The organism is Nostoc sp. UIC 10890, from assembly GCF_054786515.1.
In genome coordinates, this window is record NZ_JBSGKF010000001.1 from 5,375,754 (window position 1) to 5,397,188 (window position 21,435).

Annotated in this window: 11 protein-coding genes; 8 read left to right on the forward strand and 3 right to left on the reverse strand. The window is 39.9% G+C overall.

Annotated features, from left to right (window positions below):
• Positions 1-84: 84 nt before the first annotated feature.
• Positions 85-795 carry a GDYXXLXY domain-containing protein gene (locus tag ACWATR_RS22365; protein WP_460337167.1) on the reverse strand — a complete coding sequence of 237 codons (711 nt, stop codon included), beginning with the start codon at positions 793-795 and terminating at the stop codon, positions 85-87.
• A 195-nt stretch (positions 796-990) separates the two neighbouring features.
• Positions 991-2,406, reverse strand: coding sequence for a DUF2157 domain-containing protein (locus ACWATR_RS22370; protein WP_460337170.1), 1,416 nt, complete (start codon positions 2,404-2,406; stop codon positions 991-993).
• Between the two features lie 210 nt (positions 2,407-2,616).
• On the opposite strand from ACWATR_RS22370, the gene ACWATR_RS22375 reads away from it, so the two are divergent.
• The gene (locus ACWATR_RS22375) at positions 2,617-3,582 is read left to right on the forward strand and encodes an RsmB/NOP family class I SAM-dependent RNA methyltransferase (RefSeq protein ID WP_460337173.1); all 966 of its coding nucleotides are present in this window, start codon (positions 2,617-2,619) and stop codon (positions 3,580-3,582) included.
• A 125-nt stretch (positions 3,583-3,707) separates the two neighbouring features.
• Here ACWATR_RS22375 and ACWATR_RS22380 read toward each other — a convergent pair whose 3' ends face one another.
• Positions 3,708-9,626, reverse strand: coding sequence for an amino acid adenylation domain-containing protein (locus tag ACWATR_RS22380; RefSeq protein WP_460337176.1), 5,919 nt, complete (start codon positions 9,624-9,626; stop codon positions 3,708-3,710).
• 1,737 nt (positions 9,627-11,363) lie between these two features.
• Between ACWATR_RS22380 and ACWATR_RS22385 the strand changes: the two genes are divergently transcribed.
• The 7 genes from ACWATR_RS22385 to ACWATR_RS22415 all read left to right on the forward strand — a co-directional run bounded on the left by ACWATR_RS22385 (position 11,364) and on the right by ACWATR_RS22415 (position 20,967).
• Positions 11,364-12,806, forward strand: coding sequence for a sugar transferase (locus ACWATR_RS22385; protein WP_460337179.1), 1,443 nt, complete (start codon positions 11,364-11,366; stop codon positions 12,804-12,806).
• Positions 12,807-13,011: 205 nt separating this feature from the next.
• Complete coding sequence (locus tag ACWATR_RS22390) at positions 13,012-14,445, forward strand: oligosaccharide flippase family protein (protein ID WP_460337182.1); 1,434 nt, start codon at positions 13,012-13,014, stop codon at positions 14,443-14,445.
• 83 nt (positions 14,446-14,528) lie between these two features.
• The gene (locus ACWATR_RS22395; protein ID WP_460337185.1) at positions 14,529-15,626 is read left to right on the forward strand and encodes a glycosyltransferase family 4 protein; all 1,098 of its coding nucleotides are present in this window, start codon (positions 14,529-14,531) and stop codon (positions 15,624-15,626) included.
• A 420-nt stretch (positions 15,627-16,046) separates the two neighbouring features.
• Positions 16,047-17,291 carry an O-antigen ligase family protein gene (locus ACWATR_RS22400; protein WP_460337188.1) on the forward strand — a complete coding sequence of 415 codons (1,245 nt, stop codon included), beginning with the start codon at positions 16,047-16,049 and terminating at the stop codon, positions 17,289-17,291.
• A 27-nt stretch (positions 17,292-17,318) separates the two neighbouring features.
• Positions 17,319-18,413 carry a glycosyltransferase family 4 protein gene (locus tag ACWATR_RS22405; protein ID WP_460337191.1) on the forward strand — a complete coding sequence of 365 codons (1,095 nt, stop codon included), beginning with the start codon at positions 17,319-17,321 and terminating at the stop codon, positions 18,411-18,413.
• A 69-nt stretch (positions 18,414-18,482) separates the two neighbouring features.
• Entirely contained in the window at positions 18,483-19,784 is a 1,302-nt protein-coding gene (locus tag ACWATR_RS22410; RefSeq protein WP_460337194.1) for a nucleotide sugar dehydrogenase, read from the forward strand.
• Positions 19,768-20,967, forward strand: coding sequence for a glycosyltransferase family 4 protein (locus ACWATR_RS22415; RefSeq protein ID WP_460337197.1), 1,200 nt, complete (start codon positions 19,768-19,770; stop codon positions 20,965-20,967). Before ACWATR_RS22410 ends, ACWATR_RS22415 begins: the two co-directional genes overlap by 17 nt.
• Positions 20,968-21,435 lie beyond the last annotated feature (468 nt).

Below are 21,435 nucleotides of genomic sequence, written 5' to 3' on the forward strand. Positions count from 1 at the left end.
AAGTTCTGAGTGTCGGAAGCCGACGCTCAGAACTTGGGAAAGAAATCTGGCGTGTAAACATGCAATGTTTATTTGCCTAAGAGCTTAAAAGCGATAGTTGCGATCGCGCACCCACATACTAACTGGCACTGCTTTACCCTGTGGATCTACTTTCGCCTTCACCACAATGGGCGGTACTTGTCCCCTACGGGCGCGTTGGGCTTGCAAGTCGTTCCGAATCTGCTGACGTTGGTTTTCTGGGATGTAATATGTTTCCAAACCGTAGTTAACAGAGCCATCCTGATAAACACCTCTTAAAGCTACTTGGTTGGCTCTAAGAGTCGTGGGGCGATCGCTAGTTACTCGTAACGGTCTCCAAGCTCTAGGAACACCCCTACCAGAGGATAGTTGCTCTTGCAAGATCACATAGATGTTAGTTCCTTCAGGCAATCTTCTGCCACTTCCACGACCTTTGCTGACTAATGGTTGCCAACCAGGCAGTCTGCTCAAATTTGCGGTACGGGATATGTTGTAATCTAACGCTAAGGTATTACCTTGAAGCACATTGCTAGGATCTACAGGTACGGTTTGCAAAATCACCGTCTTACCTGTCACGTCTGTATAAACCGCTTGGGCTGGTACTGCCATAATTAACCCTGTTTGCAGCGCTAGGGGAGCTAGTAACCGCCAAAAAGGTAAGGGCTTATTCGATTTTTGTTCAGTGGCAATCAAGTAATCCCGAAAAGTCACCTTACTGGAGAATTCGGCTTCGGGAGACAAGGTTTTATTTTTAGATTCAGAAGAACTATTAGTCATGAGCGTAGTCCTAAAAAGCAGAGGTCTTGAGGAGGTCAAAGTAATGAGATTAGGACTGACGCAGAGAAACTTTAAAAACTTTAACTCACAGAGATTTTCAGTTAGAAGTTAAGAGTTAGGAGTTAGGAATCATTCAATTTTAGATTTAGTGAACTTTTCCTGAATTCTGACTCCTGAATTCTTTCATCTTTTGCGCTACTTTTTACTTGTAGAGCTACCACCAGGTAGGCGGCGTTCAAACCAGAGTCCGGCGCTAATTAAAGCAGAACCGCACAGGACAAAGACCAAAGACTTAAAAAGTAAGTCTGTATCGTACTCCTGCACGCGACTGATAATTTGCAGTGTTAATAACAGCATACCGCCCCAAAAGGAACTTCTGTTGCTTAATTTCAATCCTTCTTGAATTAGTCCCCAAGCTAATGTTGCAAGAAGTACATTGAAAATAAAAATGCCAAGTTCATCAATTCGGCTGATAGTTTGATGCCAAAAAGGTGCTATGACAATAAAGGCAAGAAAAGTACCAATAACGGCAGTCGTGAAAATCACTTCGCGACGCGGAGGGTTATTTCTTTGGCGCAGTAGAAACAACCATTGCAATACCGCCAAGCCGCTGAGAATCCCCAAATCGATAATCGGCAGAGACTCGAACAAGTTTGTCAAATTCGTTGGCTGATTAAAACTATATGGAGATTCCCAGACCCAACGAAAAGACAGAATGTAAAAGACAACGCCGAAGCTTACCAACGCTAAATTACGGGCTAGAGATTGAAACAGCCTGTAATTTATGGTTGGAAACAGCAGGTCATCATAACTCCAGAATAATGCAGGTGGGAGTGCAAAAGCAAAAGATGCCACCCAAGGGGCTATATCAGCATAATTCAGCAGTGGCAGAGGATTAAGGTTGGCTTGTAAGGAACTAGCAAAAACAAAGGCTGCTAGACCAAAAATCCAACGCGATCGACAGAAGTAGGCTAAGGGTACAAATACCAGCCATGCCAACAATGGCATATGCTGGACTACTAGACGCGACCAAGTTAACTCTCCTGTTGCGTACCACAAGTCTTCTAATCCCGTCCAATAGCCAATTTCCACGAGGACAATTGACAGAACTCCTAAAGAATTTAAAGACAAACTGAAGGCCATCACCACAACACCCAACCCCCAGGCGAGAAACAGTTGGGAAGCTGAACCAGTGATATTGAACATCTGGGCCATTAGCAGTAAATTTGCACCGAAGATGAAGGCGCTTAAAATTAGCAACCCTTCTCCCAGTATGCGTTTGCTTCGTTCTGGCTTCTTTCCTTCAGGTGGTCTCCAACTGTAAAATCCAGTGATTGCGATCGCAAAAAACAAACTTATCATCAAAATAAATTTGACTTCTCGCGATCCTCCCTGCCAGTTTCCTGATACAAAGGTAATTATGCCTAAGCATAAAAGCACACTGCCTACAGCAATTGCGATCGCTTTGTTGCGATCGCGTGCAGCAGCTTCCAGGTTTTTAAATTGATAACGCTCTGCTATTTGCTCATATTGCGAAGAACTAATTAATCCTTCATCCCTCCATAATTGCGCTTGTTTGCGTAATTTTTCCTGAAAACTATCTAAGAACATGACCTTCTCCGGTGCAGTGGGGTAGCTTGGCCATTGCGATCCCAATGGCGGTCATTATATTTTGAGTATGAAGCCAAAAGCCTTAATTACATTGTTCTTGTGTAACAGTTTTATTTGGATTGTGATACAACCTATAAATTCGTAATTCGTAATTCGTAATTAAGAAACTTAAGTTACAGATAATTGAAAATTGGTATTATATTTATTCACATGGAAAAACCTTCTAATTTATTACTTAAAGTCTCGCGACGTTTGTTCACTAATCTAGATGATCAAGAAAAATTTATTGAGGCTTTGATGAATCCTCAGCCTTTTTCACCAAGTATTCTTTGGTGTCAAGAAAAGTCAGAAACTTTGCCTTTAGCAGTGGAAACACCAACTTCTTGGCAACCACAATTTATAGACCGCTTATCTTTGGGAGAAAAACCCGGACGGCATCCCTTGCATGAAAAAGGATATTTTTATTGTTTAGATTTTTCTTCGGTGTTTGCAGCTACTACTTTATTAGCTATTCCTCAGTCAGTGCGTTTAGTTTTTGATATGTGTGCTGCACCAGGAGGTAAAAGTATCTTCGCGTGGAAAGCTTTACAACCTGACTTACTCATCAGTAATGAAGTAATTGGCAAACGTCTGGGAATGCTAATTTCTAATTTGAAACGTTGCCAGATCAGCCCTAGTGCAGTGGTTAATAGAGATTCGAGTATATTTGCCGAAATGTTTCCCTGCTCTAGCAATCTAGTAATAGTAGATGCTCCTTGTACTGGACAATCTTTACTTGCTAAAGGTGAAAAAGCGCCCGGATGTTTTCACCCAACTGCTATTAATAAGAGTGCAAATCGACAAAAGCGCATTATAGCTAACTCGGCGAAAATTGTTTCATCGCAAGGCTATCTTGCTTATATGACTTGTACATATTCACCCGAAGAAAATGAGCAAGTATGTGAATGGTTTTTGGAGCGCTTTCCCCATTTTCAGGCAATAGAAATTAGTAATTTAGCCAAATATCAATCGCATTTAACTACGATGCCTTGTTATCGGATGTTTCCTCAAGATAAGTTAGGTGCTGGTGCGTTTACAGTTCTGTTTAAAAATACTAATGACAATGACAATGAGCGTAAAGAAATAGATTTAAATACAATATCTTCGCTATATATCTACCAAAATCTAAAAAAGTAAAATTATACCACAATACAGTTCAGATAAGACCAAAACACTTGTAGAGACGACGATTTATCGCGTCTCGAAAACCTTCGATTGATGGTCGTACCCTCAAAATCCTGAATCGAGGCAAAAAGTTCAAATTAATTCTTTTGAGACTGCGCCTGAGTTAAGGAATTTCTCAATATTTCGGCTAACACCTGTACGTGTGGTTCTTTAAGTATTCCAAGGTGAGATCCGGGAAGGTAATGGATATTTAATTCTCCAGTTACTATGTCACCCCAGCCGAATTGAGGATCGTATTGTGTGCCAATAGCTTCACTTCGATTTTGATCCTCTGTCCGCAAGAGAATAGCTTGACCAAGGTAAGGTGAGAAGATATATTCACTAATGGCTTGAGTATTCGCATCTATACTCTTTAAGTGCTTGTCATTCTCAGGTAAATTAAGTAACTCTTCCAAGTAACGGTTATATTTATTTTGGAGATGCCACTTACGCCAATAGCTCCATTTCACAGCCTTTTGCCAAAGATAGCTAGGCCCTTGTTGAACCATATTCTTTAAATGCAAAAAACCTCGCTTGAGAAATGATGCCCGCCAGCTATAACCTGGACGACAACTATCAAGCATAACTAGAATACCAACTTGTTCGCCTTGCTCTTGGAGTTGTTGAGCCATCTCGAAAGCAACTATACCTCCAAAAGAATAACCTCCCAAAAAATAAGGCCCCTTGGGCTGAAGGGTCTGTATTTCCTGAATATAGTGAGTTGCCATGTCTTCAATCCGCGTATGGAAAGGGTATTTTTCATCTAACCCTTGTGGCTGTAGTCCGTAGAATGGTTGCTCTGAACCTAGATGCACTGCCAATTCACGGAAACACAAGACTTCTCCACCCAGTCCATGAATACAGAAAAAAGGTGGCTTGGAACCATTGGGTTGAATTTCTACCAGGGATGACCAGGCAGGTTTTGATTTGTCCAAGGTATTTACTGAAGTCAAGTTTTTTGTTAAATCTTCTTCTTGGCAGATGATTTTAGCTAGAGCCTCTACGGTACCTGACTGGAAGAGAATCGCAAGAGGTAGATTTTTATTAAATGTCTTCTCAATTTGCCAAAACAGTTTTACTGCTAATATCGAGTGTCCTCCTAGCTCAAAGAAGTTATCTTTGACACCAATGGGTTGGACATCTAGAATTTGTTCCCAAATTTTGGTCAGTTGGAATTCTAATTCATCACGAGGAGCCACATAGGTGTTTTCTGAATCAAGCTTTGTTGAGTTTGGTGATGGTAAAGCACGGCGGTCGATTTTGCCGTTGGGGGTTAGGGGTAGAGTGTCTAGTAAAACGAAAGCACTAGGCACCATATATTCTGGCAATTTTTGTTTGAGAAAGTGCCGCAGTTCGTCTATGGTTGGTGTCTGTTCTGGGTGAGGAACGATGTAGGCGACTAGTCGCTGGTTTTGTGGATTATCAACTCTAGCTGTGACGACAGTTTGCTGTATGCCAGGGTGTTGTGCTAGTAAAGCTTCAATTTCGCCAAGTTCGATGCGGAAACCACGAATTTTTACTTGATGATCAATTCTCCCGATGTATTCAATGTTGCCATCGGGAAGATAGCGTGCTAAGTCTCCAGTTTTGTAAAGCTTTTCACCTTCGTTAAAGGGATGAGAAATAAATCGCTCGGCTGTTAAGTCTGGACGGTTGAGATAACCTGTAGCAACTCCAACACCACCAATATAAAGTTCGCCTTTCGCACCCAAGGGAACTGGTTGTAAATATGAGTCGAGGATATAAAGTTGAGTGTTTGCGATCGCTCTCCCAATCGGTACACTTGTTAAGTTACTCTCTGTTTGACACTGCCAAAATGTGACATCAATTGCTGCTTCGGTAGGGCCGTAAAGGTTGTGTAGTTCACATCCCATCCGCTGAAAAAACCGCTCTTGAAGGTCAACTGGTAAGGCTTCTCCACTACAAAATACCCGTTTTAGAGATTTGCAACGTTCTAGCCCTTTGGTTTCTAGAAATATTTGCAACATGGAGGGTACAAAATGCAGTGTTGTAATCTCCTCTTGGGCGATGGTGTTGATTAAGTAAGTTGCATCTCGCTGCCCACCTGGTTGAGCCATGACTAAACGCGCCCCTGTCAATAGGGGCCAGAAAAACTCCCAAACGGAAACGTCGAAACTAAAAGGCGTTTTTTGCAGAACGCTATCAGTTGCATTTAGTTGGTAAGCGTCTTGCATCCACAGTAAGCGATTGCAAATTCCCCGATGGGTGTTCATTGCGCCCTTTGGTTTGCCGGTGGAACCAGAGGTATAAATTACATAAGCAAGATCCAGAGGGTTGACGCTGGAATTGGGATTGCGATCGCTTTGTTGTAAGATTGTTTCCCAGTCGGTATCCAAGCAAATTTTCTGAGTTGTTCCGGGTAGATGCTCCACTAAATTTCTTTGGGTGAGCAGCACTGGGGCTTGACAATCCTCTAGCATATATGCTAATCGCTCTTGAGGATATTCGGGATCAAGAGGTACATAAGCGCCCCCAGCCTTGAGAATCCCTAACAATCCGACAACCATTTCTAAGGAACGCTCAACACAAATGGCTACGAGTACATCTGGCTGGACTCCACAGGTTTGCAAGTAGTTTGCTAGCTGATTGGCGCGACAATTTAGCTCATTGTAGGTAAGATGCTTGTCTGCAAATTTTACAGCGATCGCATCTGGTGTTTTCTCTACCTGCGCTTCAAATAACTGGTGCAGACATTGAGATAAATCGTAGTCAGCTTCAGTATTATTCCACTCTCCTAGTAGCTGATGCTGTTCGGCTGCGGTTAACAGAGGTAAATCTGAAATATGCTGTTCTGGATTGGCAACAATACCTTCAAGTAAAGTTTGGAAATGCCCTAGCATTCGAGCAATAGTTGTAGCATCGAATAAATCTGTGTTGTATTCAATTCCACCTTTGATCCCCTCTGAAGTTTCTTCCAGGTCGAGGGTGAGATCGAACTTTGCTGCGCCGTTATGGACTTCTAGAGGGGTAATGTTCAATCCCGGAAGTTCCCAGAGTTCCCTTGGAGTATTGTGGAAGGCAAACATTACTTGAAACAGCGGTGAATGGCTCAGATTTCGTTCTGGCTGTAGTTCTTCTACTAACTTCTCGAAGGGCAGGTCTTGGTGAGCATAAGCTCCTAGTGTTACTTCTCGAACTTGACTAAGTAACTGCCGGAAACTTGGGTTGCCTGAAAGGTTAGTACGTATGGCTAAGGTATTGACAAAGAACCCAATCAAGCCTTCGGTTTCAACTTGGTTGCGACCAGCAATCGGAGAACCAATGAGAATATCTTCTTGCCCAGTGTAGCGGTGCAGTGTTGTCCCAAAAGCCGCCAGCAATGTCATGAATAGGGTGACACCCTGCTGATGCGAGAGTTTTTTTAGCGATGCACTCAGGGTTTGGGGTAGCATCAGGGATTGCACTGTTCCCTGGTAAGTTTGAACTGGTGGCCGTGGTCGGTCGGTTGGTAATTCTAATACAGTATTAGCACCTGCTAACTGGGTTTTCCAGTAGTTGATTTGGCTAGAAAGTATTTCATCCGATAGCCATTGGTGTTGCCAGACAGCAAAATCGGCATACTGAATGGGCAATTTTGCCAGGGGGGAAGGCTTACCACTCAACAAGGCTTCATAAACAGCTGCTAACTGTTGCCAGAGAATACTTATTGACCACCCATCTGAGGCGATGTGGTGCATGACTAACAGGAGTACATGCTGCTGTTCGTCTATTTGGAGCAAGGTAGCTCGCAGCATCAAGTCAGTTTCTAAGTTGAAGGGGCGTTGCGCCTCTTGATTTAGCAGAGATTCCACTTGTTCCTGTGTTACCTCAATTACCTTGAGTTCCACTGGCCGAGGCGTGCCAATTACTTGTATGGGATTACCATCAAGTGATGAGATAAAGTTTGTTCGCAGTGCTTCATGATGGACAACGATCGCATCTAGTGACTGTTGCAATATATCTGCATTTAACTTACCTGTTAAGCGCTGTGCATTTGAGACGATATATGCTCGGCTGTTGGGTTGCAACTGCTGCAAAAACCACACTCGCTGTTGGGCAAAGGATAAAGGGGCTGACTCGCGGTTGGCTACTTGGGGAATAGTCTGATTTTGGGGATCATTTTCTTGAGTCTGATTTTGGGCGACCGCTTGAGCTAAAGTAGCGATCGTGGGATTCTCAAACAAAAGTTGCAACGGTATTTCTATCCGAAAGGCTTGGCGAACCCTAGACATTACTTGAGTGGCCAGCAGTGAATGACCTCCCAATTCAAAAAAATTGTCGTGAATGCCTACTTGTTCCAGACGCAAAACTGTTGCCCAGATGGTAGCTAAGACTTCTTCTCTAGGATTCTGAGGTGGGACAAAGTTAGTTGATAGGCTAAGAGCAAATGTATCCGGTGCTGGTAAAGCCTGACGGTCTATTTTCCCATTGGGATTTAGTGGCAAGGTGTCCAAAAATACAAAGGAAGCGGGCACCATGTATTCAGGTAGTTGACCTTCCAAAAAGCGACGCAATTCAACCTGACTAGGAATTTGCTCTGGACTAGCAACAATATATGCCACGAGTTGCTTGTCCCCAGGAACATCCTCTCTTGCTATGACTAAAGCCTGTGTCAGTGCCGGATGTTGACCTAATCTGGCTTCAATTTCTCCCAATTCAATACGGAAGCCACGAATCTTTACTTGGTAGTCAATCCGACCAAGGAATTCGATATTACCATCGCTCAAATAACGCGCCAAGTCCCCAGTTTTGTAAAGACGTGCCCCAGGTTCAGAGTTAAAAGGGTTGACAATGAACTTCTCTGTGGTCAATTCTGGACGGTTAAGATAGCCTCGCGCTAAACCAATACCGCCTATATGCAGTTCACCTGATTCACCAATAGGAACTGGCTGTAAGTTTTCATCGAGGATGTGAATCTCTGCATTAGTAATCGGGCGACCAATGGGAGCAATGGTGTAATTAGTGCCGCGCTGGCAAGTCCAGAAAGTGGTATCAATGGAAGCTTCTGTCGGGCCATAACAATTATGTAGAACATTATCCAAATTCAATTGAGCAAAGAAACGTTCTATGAGTTCGCCAGGTAAAGCTTCACCACCACAGATAATGTGTCTAAGAAATCGGCAATTCTCAATTCCCTTCTCTTCCAGTAAGACACGGAGGATGGAAGGTACTAAGGCCAAAACGGTGATTTGCTGCTCAGTAATTACCTGTACAAGGTAGGCAGAGTCTTTATGTCCACCAGGGCGAGCCATGAACAATTGCCCTCCAAAGCACAATGGCCAGAATATCTGCCACACTGAAGGGTCGAAACTAAAAGAAATAGTCAGTAAAACTTTGTCTGCGTGAGTTAATCCAAAGGTTGTTTGCTTCCAGTGAAGTTGATTGCAAATCCCACGGTGAGGGATCATTACACCTTTGGGCTGTCCTGTAGAACCAGATGTGTAGATTACATAGATAAGATTCTCAGCCGTCGTTTCATTTACAGGATTTTCTTGACTGTATGGGATATTCCCTTGCCAGTTTGAGTCCAGACAAATTACTTGCGCCTGATGCGGTGGCAAGTTCTTGACCAATTTCTCTTGGGTTAACAATACTGGTGTCTGGGTGTCTTCCAGGATGAAGGCTAAACGTTCTGAGGGATATGTCGGATCTAAAGGCACATAAGCGCCTCCAGCTTTCAGAATTCCCAGTAGCCCTACGATCATCTCCAAGGAGCGCTCCAGGCAAATGCCCACAAGTACATCAGGCCCAACACCTAAAGTACGTAGGTGGTGCGCTAGTTCATTTGCCCGCTGGTTTAACTGCTGATAAGTAAGTTGTGTATTCTCATATACTACAGCAATGCCTTGGGGCGATCGCTCCACTTGCATCTCAAACATTTGATGGATGCATAGAGCCTGATGATGAACGACTTGGGTATCATTCCATTCCTGTAGAACTTGAGTATCGATGATGTGAGTTAAGCTATCTGACGGAATATTTTGCTTATAATCTGAAGTCTGGCTACTTATCTGCATTTTCTATATATCAACTCCATCAGGAAATGCCACTTTTTTATTTTATTATTTATTGTATATTTGTTTATACTAACTGAGGCTGAACACAAATCCTTCACAGTAGAAGCTACTGGCTCAGAAACAAAGCCTAGATAGCCTTCAGAGCAGGTCGCTTTGTGTAGTTTGCTTCCTCTAAGACATACCAGTTCTGCTTTTTAGCAATAAGTGTTCATATACATCTTCAAATAAAACAGGTATTTAAAGGTCTAGCAAACTGATTGACAATAAACATAATAATTCTCATATTTTCAATCTTAAATTATTAACTAGAAACACACATAAGACTTTATATTGGCTAATTTACTTTAGTTCAATAGTTTAAACATAGTTTTTTGTTTCTTTATCAAATTACAATAGATAAAATTCAATACTGAAGAGACTCTATCCTTTTTTATAAAAAACTACTGAGATAAAAAATTATTATTACCAAATCTTCATTGTGCTTCTGCATATGTAAAAATCGTGTAAAGCTATAATTATGATTTGCTAAAATAGTTAAGTAAATCAGTGTAAATATTTGTCATTGTAATCAGATAGGAGCCAGAGAGAAGTTAGAGCGCGGGCTTCCTCTTTCGGGCTATGCCAACACAGGCATAGAAACTTTAAAGAGGCAGAAAATAGGAAAAAAGAGGGTTTTAGCCTCGTTTATCTTTCTTTAGATAGTTACATTTTTGATGCTGACTCAGTGAACCCATCGTCAAGTGAGTTTCATCTCACTATATATAAAGCATACATAAGGCTAAAACCTTGCACATGGATTTTACACCCATGACAGTGTAACCTATTATACAGAATAAATCTTTACTTCTTCTCCCAGCAAACACCCATTCAAGCTCTTTGGCGAAAAATTAAAGACTTGCAGCAAATCCAGCGTTGATTGTTTTATGGTAATACTACCGTGCGAAAGGTCTAATTTTTTTGATAATCAAGATCATAACAGTCCAAAATGTATCAGAAAAAATAACTCTTTATCAGGAGGCAAAAATGTATAGAATGCAGATTTGACAAGACTAACAGAAATCACACATTGCTAATACTACTTCCAGTTATTAGAATTTATTTTCACTAGTCTGTGACCAATTATCTAGAGATGCCCATGCAGCTGACCCAAGTTCAGCCACGATATTTATTTATGTTAAGCTTTGTAACAATTATCAAACTTTTGATGCATTTCGTTATATGTTATGTGTGTAAGTTTTGTTAATCAGTAATTATGCGTAAAAAAACAAAACCTGTTCTAAGCAGAACTGAGTCAGTATAAGTAGATATGCTACAGTAATTCGTAAAGAGATATCATTGTATCTTTACTCTGGAAGCAATAATCTGCAATCACTAAGCCCAACTATTTATTACCTACCTTAAAAATTCTAATATTTTTGCTTTACCTGCTCTACTATAAAATGCCAGGAATTGTATTTAACAATAACTTAGCTCAACAACAAATCTTTTCCTTGGCATTAAAGCTCAAAACTTTCAGAAAAAACTGGATGCTATCCTGCAAAAAAAATCTAAGACTTCGGATAGTCGCCACACTCAAACCAATCCTGGAAGATGCTTTTGATCAAGAACTTAAAGTTACTCTGAAGAAAATGATTAATATGTAGACTATAAAGGAGAGATTTCTTTAAAAGTCAAACGTGAGATAGCCCAATTGTATCGTTTTTCATCAAATTTTAACTACACCAACTGTTACTAAGTATGAGTAATCAAAGCATTGCAACAAATAAATTGAGTGAAGTGCCTTTAGATTTACGTGCATCTTCATTGGTCAAGGTACGCAAGGGTTCGTGGTGGTTAAGATTAATCACACTGTTTTTAGTAGACTATACTCTTTTATCCTTAGCTTGGGTTTTCGCTGGATATCAATCTGATTATGGCAATTTTGCTTGGGATATACCTAGTAATTACTTACCAATTTTAATCACGATTGGGATTCAAATAGGATCGCTAGCTCTCGAAGGTATTTATCGAGAAGGTCAAAAACGCTATGACTATTTGAATATTATCAAATCGCTAACTTTTGCTCATGGATTAATACTACTTGTTTGTGTTTTGTATCAACCAATTATTGATATTACACGTCCAAGACTAATTTTATTATCTTGGTTGCTGAGTATATTGTTTATTTGTACTGGTAGATACGCTGTCAATATTACTCTTGAATATCTCCGTAAGCAGAAGAAAATAGTTCGTTCTTCTGTCTTCATCATTTGTGATCCTCAAGATCATGAGCAGATTGCTAGCTTTATCAAAAAAGAAAAGCACTACATTGTATCTGGAACTGCACATGCTAATGCATTAGACAGATATCAACGTCAGCAAACCTTGAATCAACTTAATCAATTAGGTGTAACAGAAGTTTTTATATCTTGGGATGCTCTAAAAAATAGAATGTTTTTATGCTGGTTATTTCAAGCATCTGGCATCCAAGTACATATTTTACCGATGGAATTAAAGCCAATTTATAAAAATGTAGAATTTAATAAAATAGGGGGAATGCCTTGTCTTAGCTTGGATTGTCCGATAATTACAGGTAAAGATTTTTGGATAAAGCGTAGTTGTGACTTCTGTTTGGCGACTTTATTTGTAATGTTGTCCTTTCCTATTTATATAGCTATAGCTATAGCTATAAAACTGGACTCTTCCGGCACAGTGTTTTACAGACAAACCCGTATAGGTTTACATGGACAACAGTTTAAAGTCTGGAAATTCAGAACGATGAGGTCTGATGCGGAAAAATTACAGAAAGAATTAGAAGCTTTAAATGAAACGAAAGATGGAATTATCTTTAAAATTAAAGATGATCCTCGCATTACCCGTGTTGGAAAATTCCTGCGTCGTTACAGCTTAGACGAATTACCCCAACTTTTTAATGTTATCTTCGGAGAAATGAGTATAGTAGGACCTCGCCCTTTACCTACTAGAGATGTAGATAAGTTTTCTGAACATCATTTTATTAGGCATGAAGTTTTACCTGGTATTACAGGTCTTTGGCAAGTCTCAGGCCGCTCAGATATTTTAGATTTTGAACAAGTGATAAATCTTGATCTTAATTACATTGAAAATTGGTCTCTTGGATTAGACTTTGAAATTCTGCTCAAAACAGTTATGGTAGTTTTGAAAAAAGAAGGTGCCTACTAAGGTCATAAAAACGAAATCATAGCAGACAGCAATCAATACTTGTTTATACAAGTATTGAAATTTTTAGCGCAGTTTCTCACACATTAAATTTAGATTTTCTAATTTGCTGAGTGATTAACTGCCTGCAAGTCATGATATTTATAGGTATGGGTGATTCATAATTAAGAAAATAGGCTAACAAAATAGGCTAATTAATAATTTTAGAATGGTAGAAAAGTATAAATTCATAAGTAATTCCCTCTCAATGATAGTTAATCGGTTAGCACAAAGCATTACAGCCTTTGTATTAACTGCTGCTATTGCTCGTACTCTAGGAGCTGAGGCTTTAGGTCAGTATCTATTAGCATATAGCTACTACTTTATCTTTGTGGGTATTGCTTCACAAGGTCTCAAGACATTATTTACCAGAGAATTAGCCCGTGAGCCACAAAAAACGCCAGTTTATTTAATCAGTGGTACCTGGCTGCAATTAATATTTAGTTTCTTCAGTTATGGGGCATTGGTGATTGTAGTCTTCTTACTTCCCTACAGTCCCACAACGTCGACTATTTGTTACATAATGGGTTTAACGATCATTCCCTTTGCACTTTCCAACATAACTGAGGCAATTTTTCAAGCTCAAGAAAAGATGCATCTGATTGCCATCGCTACAGTTCCAGTATATGTCTTACGCCTAATAATAATGATTTGGGCGATGCAACTGAAATACGGAATTGAATATCTGGGAGCGATACTATTTTTTTCAGAAACACTAATTCTTGTAATTCAATGGATTCTTGTAACAAAATTAGTAAAAATACAATGGCAGATTGATGGGGATTTTGTATTTAATACAATTAAAAGCGCTCGGACATTTTTTGCTATTGAAGCGATAGCTGTAGTCTCTGGCAGAATTCAGATTCTGATTCTTTCATTATTAGGAAATGAGTTTTTAGTAGGTCTATTTGGTGGAATATTACAATTGCTACAGCCCTTTTTGATTATTGCTAACAGTATAATTTCAGCAATGTTTCCAAGACTTTCAAAGGCCGTAGATCAAGGACGTGACAAGCAGAAGCAGATCACTGAAAATATGATCGAAGTTTTACTAATTATGTCATTACCCTTATTTATAGGGATGTTGTTTTTTGGCAAAGATATACTAATTTTTATATATGATGCTAGCTTTGCTCAGGCAAATATAGCCCTTCGTTTAAGTGCTGCATCACTGCTATTATTGCCCTTCATCCGCTCACTCTCATATCTACTTGTAGCCAATGGTTTCGAGATAGTTAACCTGCGTGAAGTGGTTATTACCACTACATTAGGAAGCTTGGGAGGTGTAGCATTAGTTTCCAAATATCAGTTGCTAGGTGCAGCTATTATGGCATTATTAATGACTACTCTTGGTTTTGTCCAGTATGTTTTCTTCACCTATACTCGCCTATTTTCATTAAATTTATGGCGAATTATGCGCCGGCCATTACTAGTAAGCATTTTGATGCTACCTGTATTCGTATTACTACAAAAAATTAGCTTAGACTTTATATTCACTTTAATTAGTGCAACTTGTGCCTATGGATTAATTGTGACTTATCTGGGTATCCGTGCCTTTGGAGGTTTCCGTTTTTTGTGGGATAAACTTTTAAAAGTGCAGTAAATGTTTACATAGAAAATCTTGCTAGTAATACATCTAAATTAGTTGATTGAATAAATAATTTAAATAAAAAGATAAGTTTAATTATGATTAAGGTTGCTCTCTTACATTTTTGCTTTGAAGACTACACCATCGAATTAGCAAACAATCTGGTTAAATATGTTGATTTAACGCTAATTCAGCCGGAAAAAGTCTCAAATGTCTGTAGCAATGTTCTTGACTCCAGAATCCGTGTCATTAGCTTTAAAAAACCACGGATTCGCGACCCACGCAACTTATTGTCTATGAGCGCTATGATGCGTATCATCAAAGACATACAGCCAGATGTTTTACATGTGCAGGAAACTAACGATCCTTGGTACGATTGGACTCTGTTACTCAACAAGATGCCACCATTGGTGACAACTATCCACGATGTATTTCGTCACCCAGGGGATAATATGAGCGTATTTGGTTCTGAGTATACCAGACGTATTAGTTTCTACCGTTCCCAACAGTTGATTGTCCATACTCATCAACTAAAAAAGGTTCTCATGGAACAATTTCGTATACCTCAAGAGAAAGTCAATGTTTTACCTCATGGGGAACTTGGTAGTTTGTATCAGCGTCGAGGTAATAAAAATATTCAAGTCCGTGAGCCATATACTTTGCTATTTTTTGGACGTATCTTACCCTATAAGGGATTAAAATATTTGCTTGATGCTATGCCCTTAATTGCTGAATCTATACCTGAAGTCAAGCTGATTATTGCTGGAAGGGGAGGAAGCATTAGCCAGTATTTCCCTAATGGTTATGATGAAAAACGCTACGAGATTATTAATGAGTTTATCCCCCTTGAAGAAGTAGGTAATCTATTTCAACGGAGCACGGTAACAGTTTTGCCATATATTGAAGCCTCTCAAAGTGGTGTGGCAGCCTTATCTTATGGAATGGGAACGCTGGTCGTAGCTTCTGAGGTGGGGGGATTGAGTGAGATAGTTCAGCACAAAAAAGATGGTTTGTTAGTTCCACCCTGTGATGTTACCGCTCTAGCGGATGCTATTATTTGTTTGTTACGCGATCGCAGCTTGCAACAAAATATGCAAACTGCGGCACTAGCTCGTTGTCAGCAAGATTTAAATTGGTCAAATATTGCCGCTCAAACGGCCGAAATCTATCATAGAGAAATGAATATGCAAAAATAAATATTAGTTAATTTGCAGCGATCCTAAATAAATAGCTTGCGAACAAAAGAACGAAGTATTCGATTATATCGAGTAATACTATGGAGCTAATTTTGATTAAAAACTAAGCTACTACAGCATAAGTTAACATAGTACGTTTTAAATACGTAAGTATTTTGCTTAAATTAACTAAAATCTACCTTTACCTACCAAACAATCGAAAATCACCTGTATCCGTCTTACCCTTTAGGCTCCTGAACAAAATATTGTAGAAGATCCCTAGTTACAAGGCAAAAATTTTGTCAGCCAATTTTATATGTTGTGCAAGTCATTCTATGCAGTGTAAGTTCTTGTTTAAATTCGTTGTTAACCACCAAGTTTTTTCCTTCGATAAAGTCTTTATATACAGATAAGTGTTCACGATCTATTTAGCATTGCTGTATGAGAAAACTACTAATTTTTGCGGAGCAGGGATTCACAATTGTATCTTTGCTGCTGTATTCAGGGGCAATCTTAAACGTCATTCTGTCAGGAGGAGCAGGACAGAACGATTTGGCAGAATATGATAGCTCCTTAATTCGGGTTATTTTTTTCTTAATATACTTAGTTACCTTCTTATTAATAGTTCTGCGTTGGAAAAAAACTCTTTACTTCTTTATCTTAAGTAACGACATTTGGCTTTTTTCTTTAATTATATTAACAGTTGCTTCTATCACCTGGTCTTTCGAGCCATCAACAACATTAAAAAATAGTTTTACATTAGTTAACTCCAGTTTATTTGGTATATATTTTGCCTCCCGATACACCTTAAAAGAGCAATTACATCTACTTGCTTGGAACTTTGGAGTTATTATAGTATTGAGCTTCATTTTTGCTATAGCCTTGCCTAAATACGGCATACAGACCGATCTTGGTAGCCCAATGTGGCGTGGAGTATTCTTGCACAAAAACGGTCTGGGAAGCCGGATGGTAACTAGTGGTATAGTTTTTTTTATCCTTGCTTATCAGGCTAAAGGACGTAGTTGGCTTTTCTGGGGAGGGTTGAGCTTATCAATACTACTCTTAATACTTTCCGCTTCCACTTCATCTCTACTTAATCTATTAATTTTAATCTTGGCATTTTTTGCTTTTCAAATTTGGCGTTGGCCATACCAGGTCATGATACCAACACTAGTAATGGTGGCAACTATCATCCAAACTTTCTATTTTTGGTTTTCCAATAACTCTGATGTCCTGTTCACTTCAATTGGTAAAGATTCTACACTGACAGGTCGAACAGAAATTTGGCCATTAGTGATCGATAGGATTTGGAAACATCCTTGGCTTGGTTATGGTTATGGCGGATTCTGGCAAGGATGGGATGGCGAATCTGCTTATATTTGGCGCATAGTTGGATGGGTGCCAACCCACCCCCACAATGGTTATCTAGCTATTTGCCTGGATTTGGGTTTTTTAGGGTTAGGGCTATTCTTGTTAGGATTTTGGCGCAGTTATCTGCAAGGATTCGCTCGGTTGCGTGCTAGTAAAACAGCATTAGATATTTGGCCACTTATACATATGACATATATAGCCTTAGCTAGCCTTACTGAATCTAGCTTGCTGCAATCCAATAGTTTGACTTGGATGCTTTATGTGGCTGTATCTTTCTCAGTGAGAAGGAAATATGAAACAAAATTAAAATCATGAAACAAAAAAAACAAAGATAGCCCAATTATGGAAAAAGTGCAGCATATGTGTCGAACTAAAACTATCAATATTATCCTGTTAGGTCCTAGCTTACTCCAGCAGGGAGGAATTTCCAATTACGAAAAACTTTTTTTGGACTATGCTCCTTCTGAAGTTAACATACGTCATATTGTTACTCACCAAGAAGGATCTACAGCGTTCAAAATAATAATATTTTTGAGTGCTATATATAATTTTTTTTGGATGTTAATTAGTGAAGAAGTTGATATTGTTCAACTTGAAATTTCTCAGCGGGGTAGTGTCTTACGACAAGCAATTATGGCACTTTTAGCTTGGGTATTTCACAAACCGATAATTCTACATGCTCACGGCAGTCAATTTCATGTTTTCTACGCTGAACTTGCAAAATGGATACAGCAATTACTAAGTTGGGTATTTTGCAAGTGTCAGCGCTTAATTGTCTTATCAGAAAGTTGGAAAACTTTTTACATAGAAAACCTTGGACTGAAACCCGAACAAGTTGTAGTTTTTTATAATCCAGTAAAAATTCCTGCTGAAGTTCCACTCCGTTCAGTCTCTAAGAAAGTGAACTTACTTTTTTTAGGACGAATTGGCCAACGAAAAGGAGCATTTGATTTGATCAAAGCCTTTTCTCTTTTACCTACTGAATATAAAACTAAATCAAGTATGATAATGGCAGGAGATGGAGACATAGAACAAGCACGAAATTTAGTTACGACTTTAAATCTAGAAAATTATATAAAATTACCTGGCTGGATAGGGTCAGATGAACGTGATATTCTTTTAACTGAAGCAGATGTTTTTGTGTTGCCTTCTTACAATGAAGGTCTTCCATTAGCAATGCTGGAAGCAATGGCTTGGGAGTTACCAGTCATAGTTACACCAGTAGGAGGCATACCTGAGATAGTTACTCAATCTGAAAATGGATTAATCGTTAATCCAGGTAATGTTGAGCATTTGTCAGATGCTATTAAGTCTTTGATTGCAAATGAGGATTTAAGGCTTTCTCTAGGAGCTAAGGCGAGAGCAAGTGTTTTTCCCTTAGACATCAAAAAACATTGGGTTGATTTTATAGATTTATATCACTCAGTTTTAAATTAAGATGCTATGGAAGAGCGCTATAAAGGCTGACTTTTTTGTACTTTATGAAAAAATAACAACTGGATAGTTATGAAAATTAGCATTTTTGGTTTGGGATATGTCGGTGCCGTAACAGCAGCTTGCTTGGCACGAGATGGACACGAAGTAATTGGAGTAGATGTAAACCCCGAAAAAGTGGATTTGATTGCCAAGGGGGAGTCACCCATTGTAGAGCCAGGGCTGAGTCAGTTGCTGGTTGATGGAGTTGCAGGTAAGTTAATCACAGCTACTACAGACACTGAAGCGGCAGTGCTAGCATCAGATGTTTCTCTGATTAGTGTTGGTACACCTCCAATAGAGAGAGGAGAACCTGATCTTACTTACGTTTGGAATGTGTGTAAGCAGATTGCGAAAGCCTCCATCCATAAGACTGAAAACCATGTGGTTGTATTGCGTAGCACTGTCCCTCCAGGAACATTAGAAAAGTGTCAGAATCTTATAGATAGTATTACAGGTAATAACTCTATCCATCTAGCATTTAACCCAGAGTTTTTACGCGAAGGTTCGGCTATCAAAGATTACGATCAACCACCCTACACCATTATCGGTACTGAATCTCCTGTGGCAGAAGCAGCAGTACGGCAGATGTATGCCACAGTAGATGCACCGTTCACCGTAGTCAAACCATCTGTGGCAGAAATGGTTAAATATGTGGCCAATTGCTGGCACGCAGCCAAAGTGGGCTTTGCTAATGAAATCGGACGAGTTGCCAAAGCTTTTGGCGTAGATGGACGGGAAGTAATGAACATCATCGTGCAGGACACGAAGTTAAATATTTCCCCTGTGTACATGCGTCCTGGCTTTGCCTACGGTGGTTCCTGTCTACCCAAAGATTTGGGTGCTTTGCTTTACCACGCCAGAAATATGGATGTACCAGTCCCCCTACTAAACGCCCTTCCAACTACTAACAGCGTTCAAGTTGATTTGGCTGCCCAACAGGTGTTGCGCCTTGGAGTCAGACAGATTGCTGTCTTGGGATTGGCATTCAAACCAGGTACAGATGATTTAAGAGAAAGTCCAGCAGTACTCTTAGTCAAGAAGTTGATTGGAGAAGGCTGCCAGGTGAAAATTTACGATCCCGCCGTATATGAGGCTCGACTAATGGGAACCAACCTTGCCTACATCCAGAGTAACCTCCCTCATTTTGAGGCGTTGCTAGTACCAAATTCCCAACAAGCTTTGGAAGGAGCAGATTTGGCAGTAGTTACCCATGCGACACCAGAGTTTCGCCAGGTACTCATCGAGGCCCCCAAAGAAATGCAAATTTTGGATTTAGCCGGGGTCTTTAATCAAACATCTAAGGAGCTAGGTTATCATGGCATCGCATGGTAGTAGGGTACTGATTATTGTCGAGAACCTCCCGCTTCCCTTTGATCGACGTGTATGGATGGAAGCTACAACCCTTATAAAAGCTGGGTATGAAGTTTCTATAATTTGTCCCAAAGGTAAAGGGTTTGAACAAGAATACGAGGTAATCGATCAGGTTCACATTTATCGTCATGAAATGCCACCTGATATCAGTTCGGTCTCAGGTTATCTACGAGAGTACGGTACAGCGCTTTTTTGGGAGTTTCGCCTTGCCCATCGGGTATGGCAAGAGCGGGGTTTTGATATTGTCCACATTTGCAATCCTCCAGATTTGCTGTTTTTGGTGGCAGGATGGTTCAAAGTGTTCAAGGGTGTAAAGGTCATCTTTGACCATCATGATATCAATCTGGAAATGTACGAAGCTAAGTATGGACGACGAGACATTTTTTATTATGGACTCTCATTGGTTGAGCGATTGACCTTTGCGACAGCAGACGTAGTTATTTCAACGAATGAATCTTACCTCTCAGTGGCACTTACCCGTGGAGGTAAGAATCCAGAGGAGGTTTTCGTTGTTCGCAGTGGGCCTGATCTTTCCCGTTTTCAACCCGTACCGCCCAACCCAGACTACCGTAAAGGCCGAAAGTATTTGGTCGGTTATGTTGGTGTCATGGGAGAACCAGAGGGAATCGACTATCTGCTGCAATCGGTGCGCTACATTGTCTATGAAAAAAAACGTCAGGATATTCACTTTATGCTCATCGGTAGTGGACCGATGTTTGATAAGCTTCAGGCACTATCTGAAGAGTTAGAAGTTAAAGAGTTTGTAGAATTTACCGGGCGTATTCCTGATAATGAGCTTTTAGCAAGACTTTCTAGCTGTGATATATGTGCTAATCCCGATAAAAAAATGCCCTACAATGATCGTTCAACTATGAACAAGATCATGGAGTACATGGCTATGGGAAAACCCATTGTTCAGTTTGACCTTTTGGAAGGAAGGCGATCGGCAGAGGGAGCATCTGTTTATGCCAAAGGCAACGACGTGGTAGATTTTGCTGATAACATTCTTGAACTTCTAGAAGACACTGAGCGAAGAAAAAAGATGGGAGAGCTAGGTAGACAAAGAATGGAGGAGAAACTAGAGTGGCGACACCAAGTACCTAAGCTGTTAGAGGCTTATCAAAAAGTTTGGCGGCGTAAGTGATAACATGACATCCGCGTCTGGTCGTCACAATATATTTAGAACTCGACGAGGCTAATAACTATATCTGAATTCAAAATTCAAAGATTCATGCCCTCAATAATTGAACAAAGCAACTTTAACACTAATGGTAAAAAAGTTTGAACCGAGTGTGTTGCGAAAGGATAGATTTCTGGTGCGATGGTTTAGATTATGAAAGTCTTGTTTAAAATCCAGAATTTACCACAATCTCTGCTCAACAGTAAAGCAGTTATAGCTTTTCTTGGCTGGAGATTAAGCCATAGTTGCGCCCAAGTTTAAAAGTTTAAACCCTGGACAGATGAGGCAACAGTACTTTATTGCAATTGATGATTGTTGCAAGCTTAATTCAGTATATATCATCATTGCATGTACTTTTAGTAACACTTTGCAATACTAATCAGCATTAGCTTTTAGATTCATGAAACCAAAGCTTATAGGTGATTTAAGCGA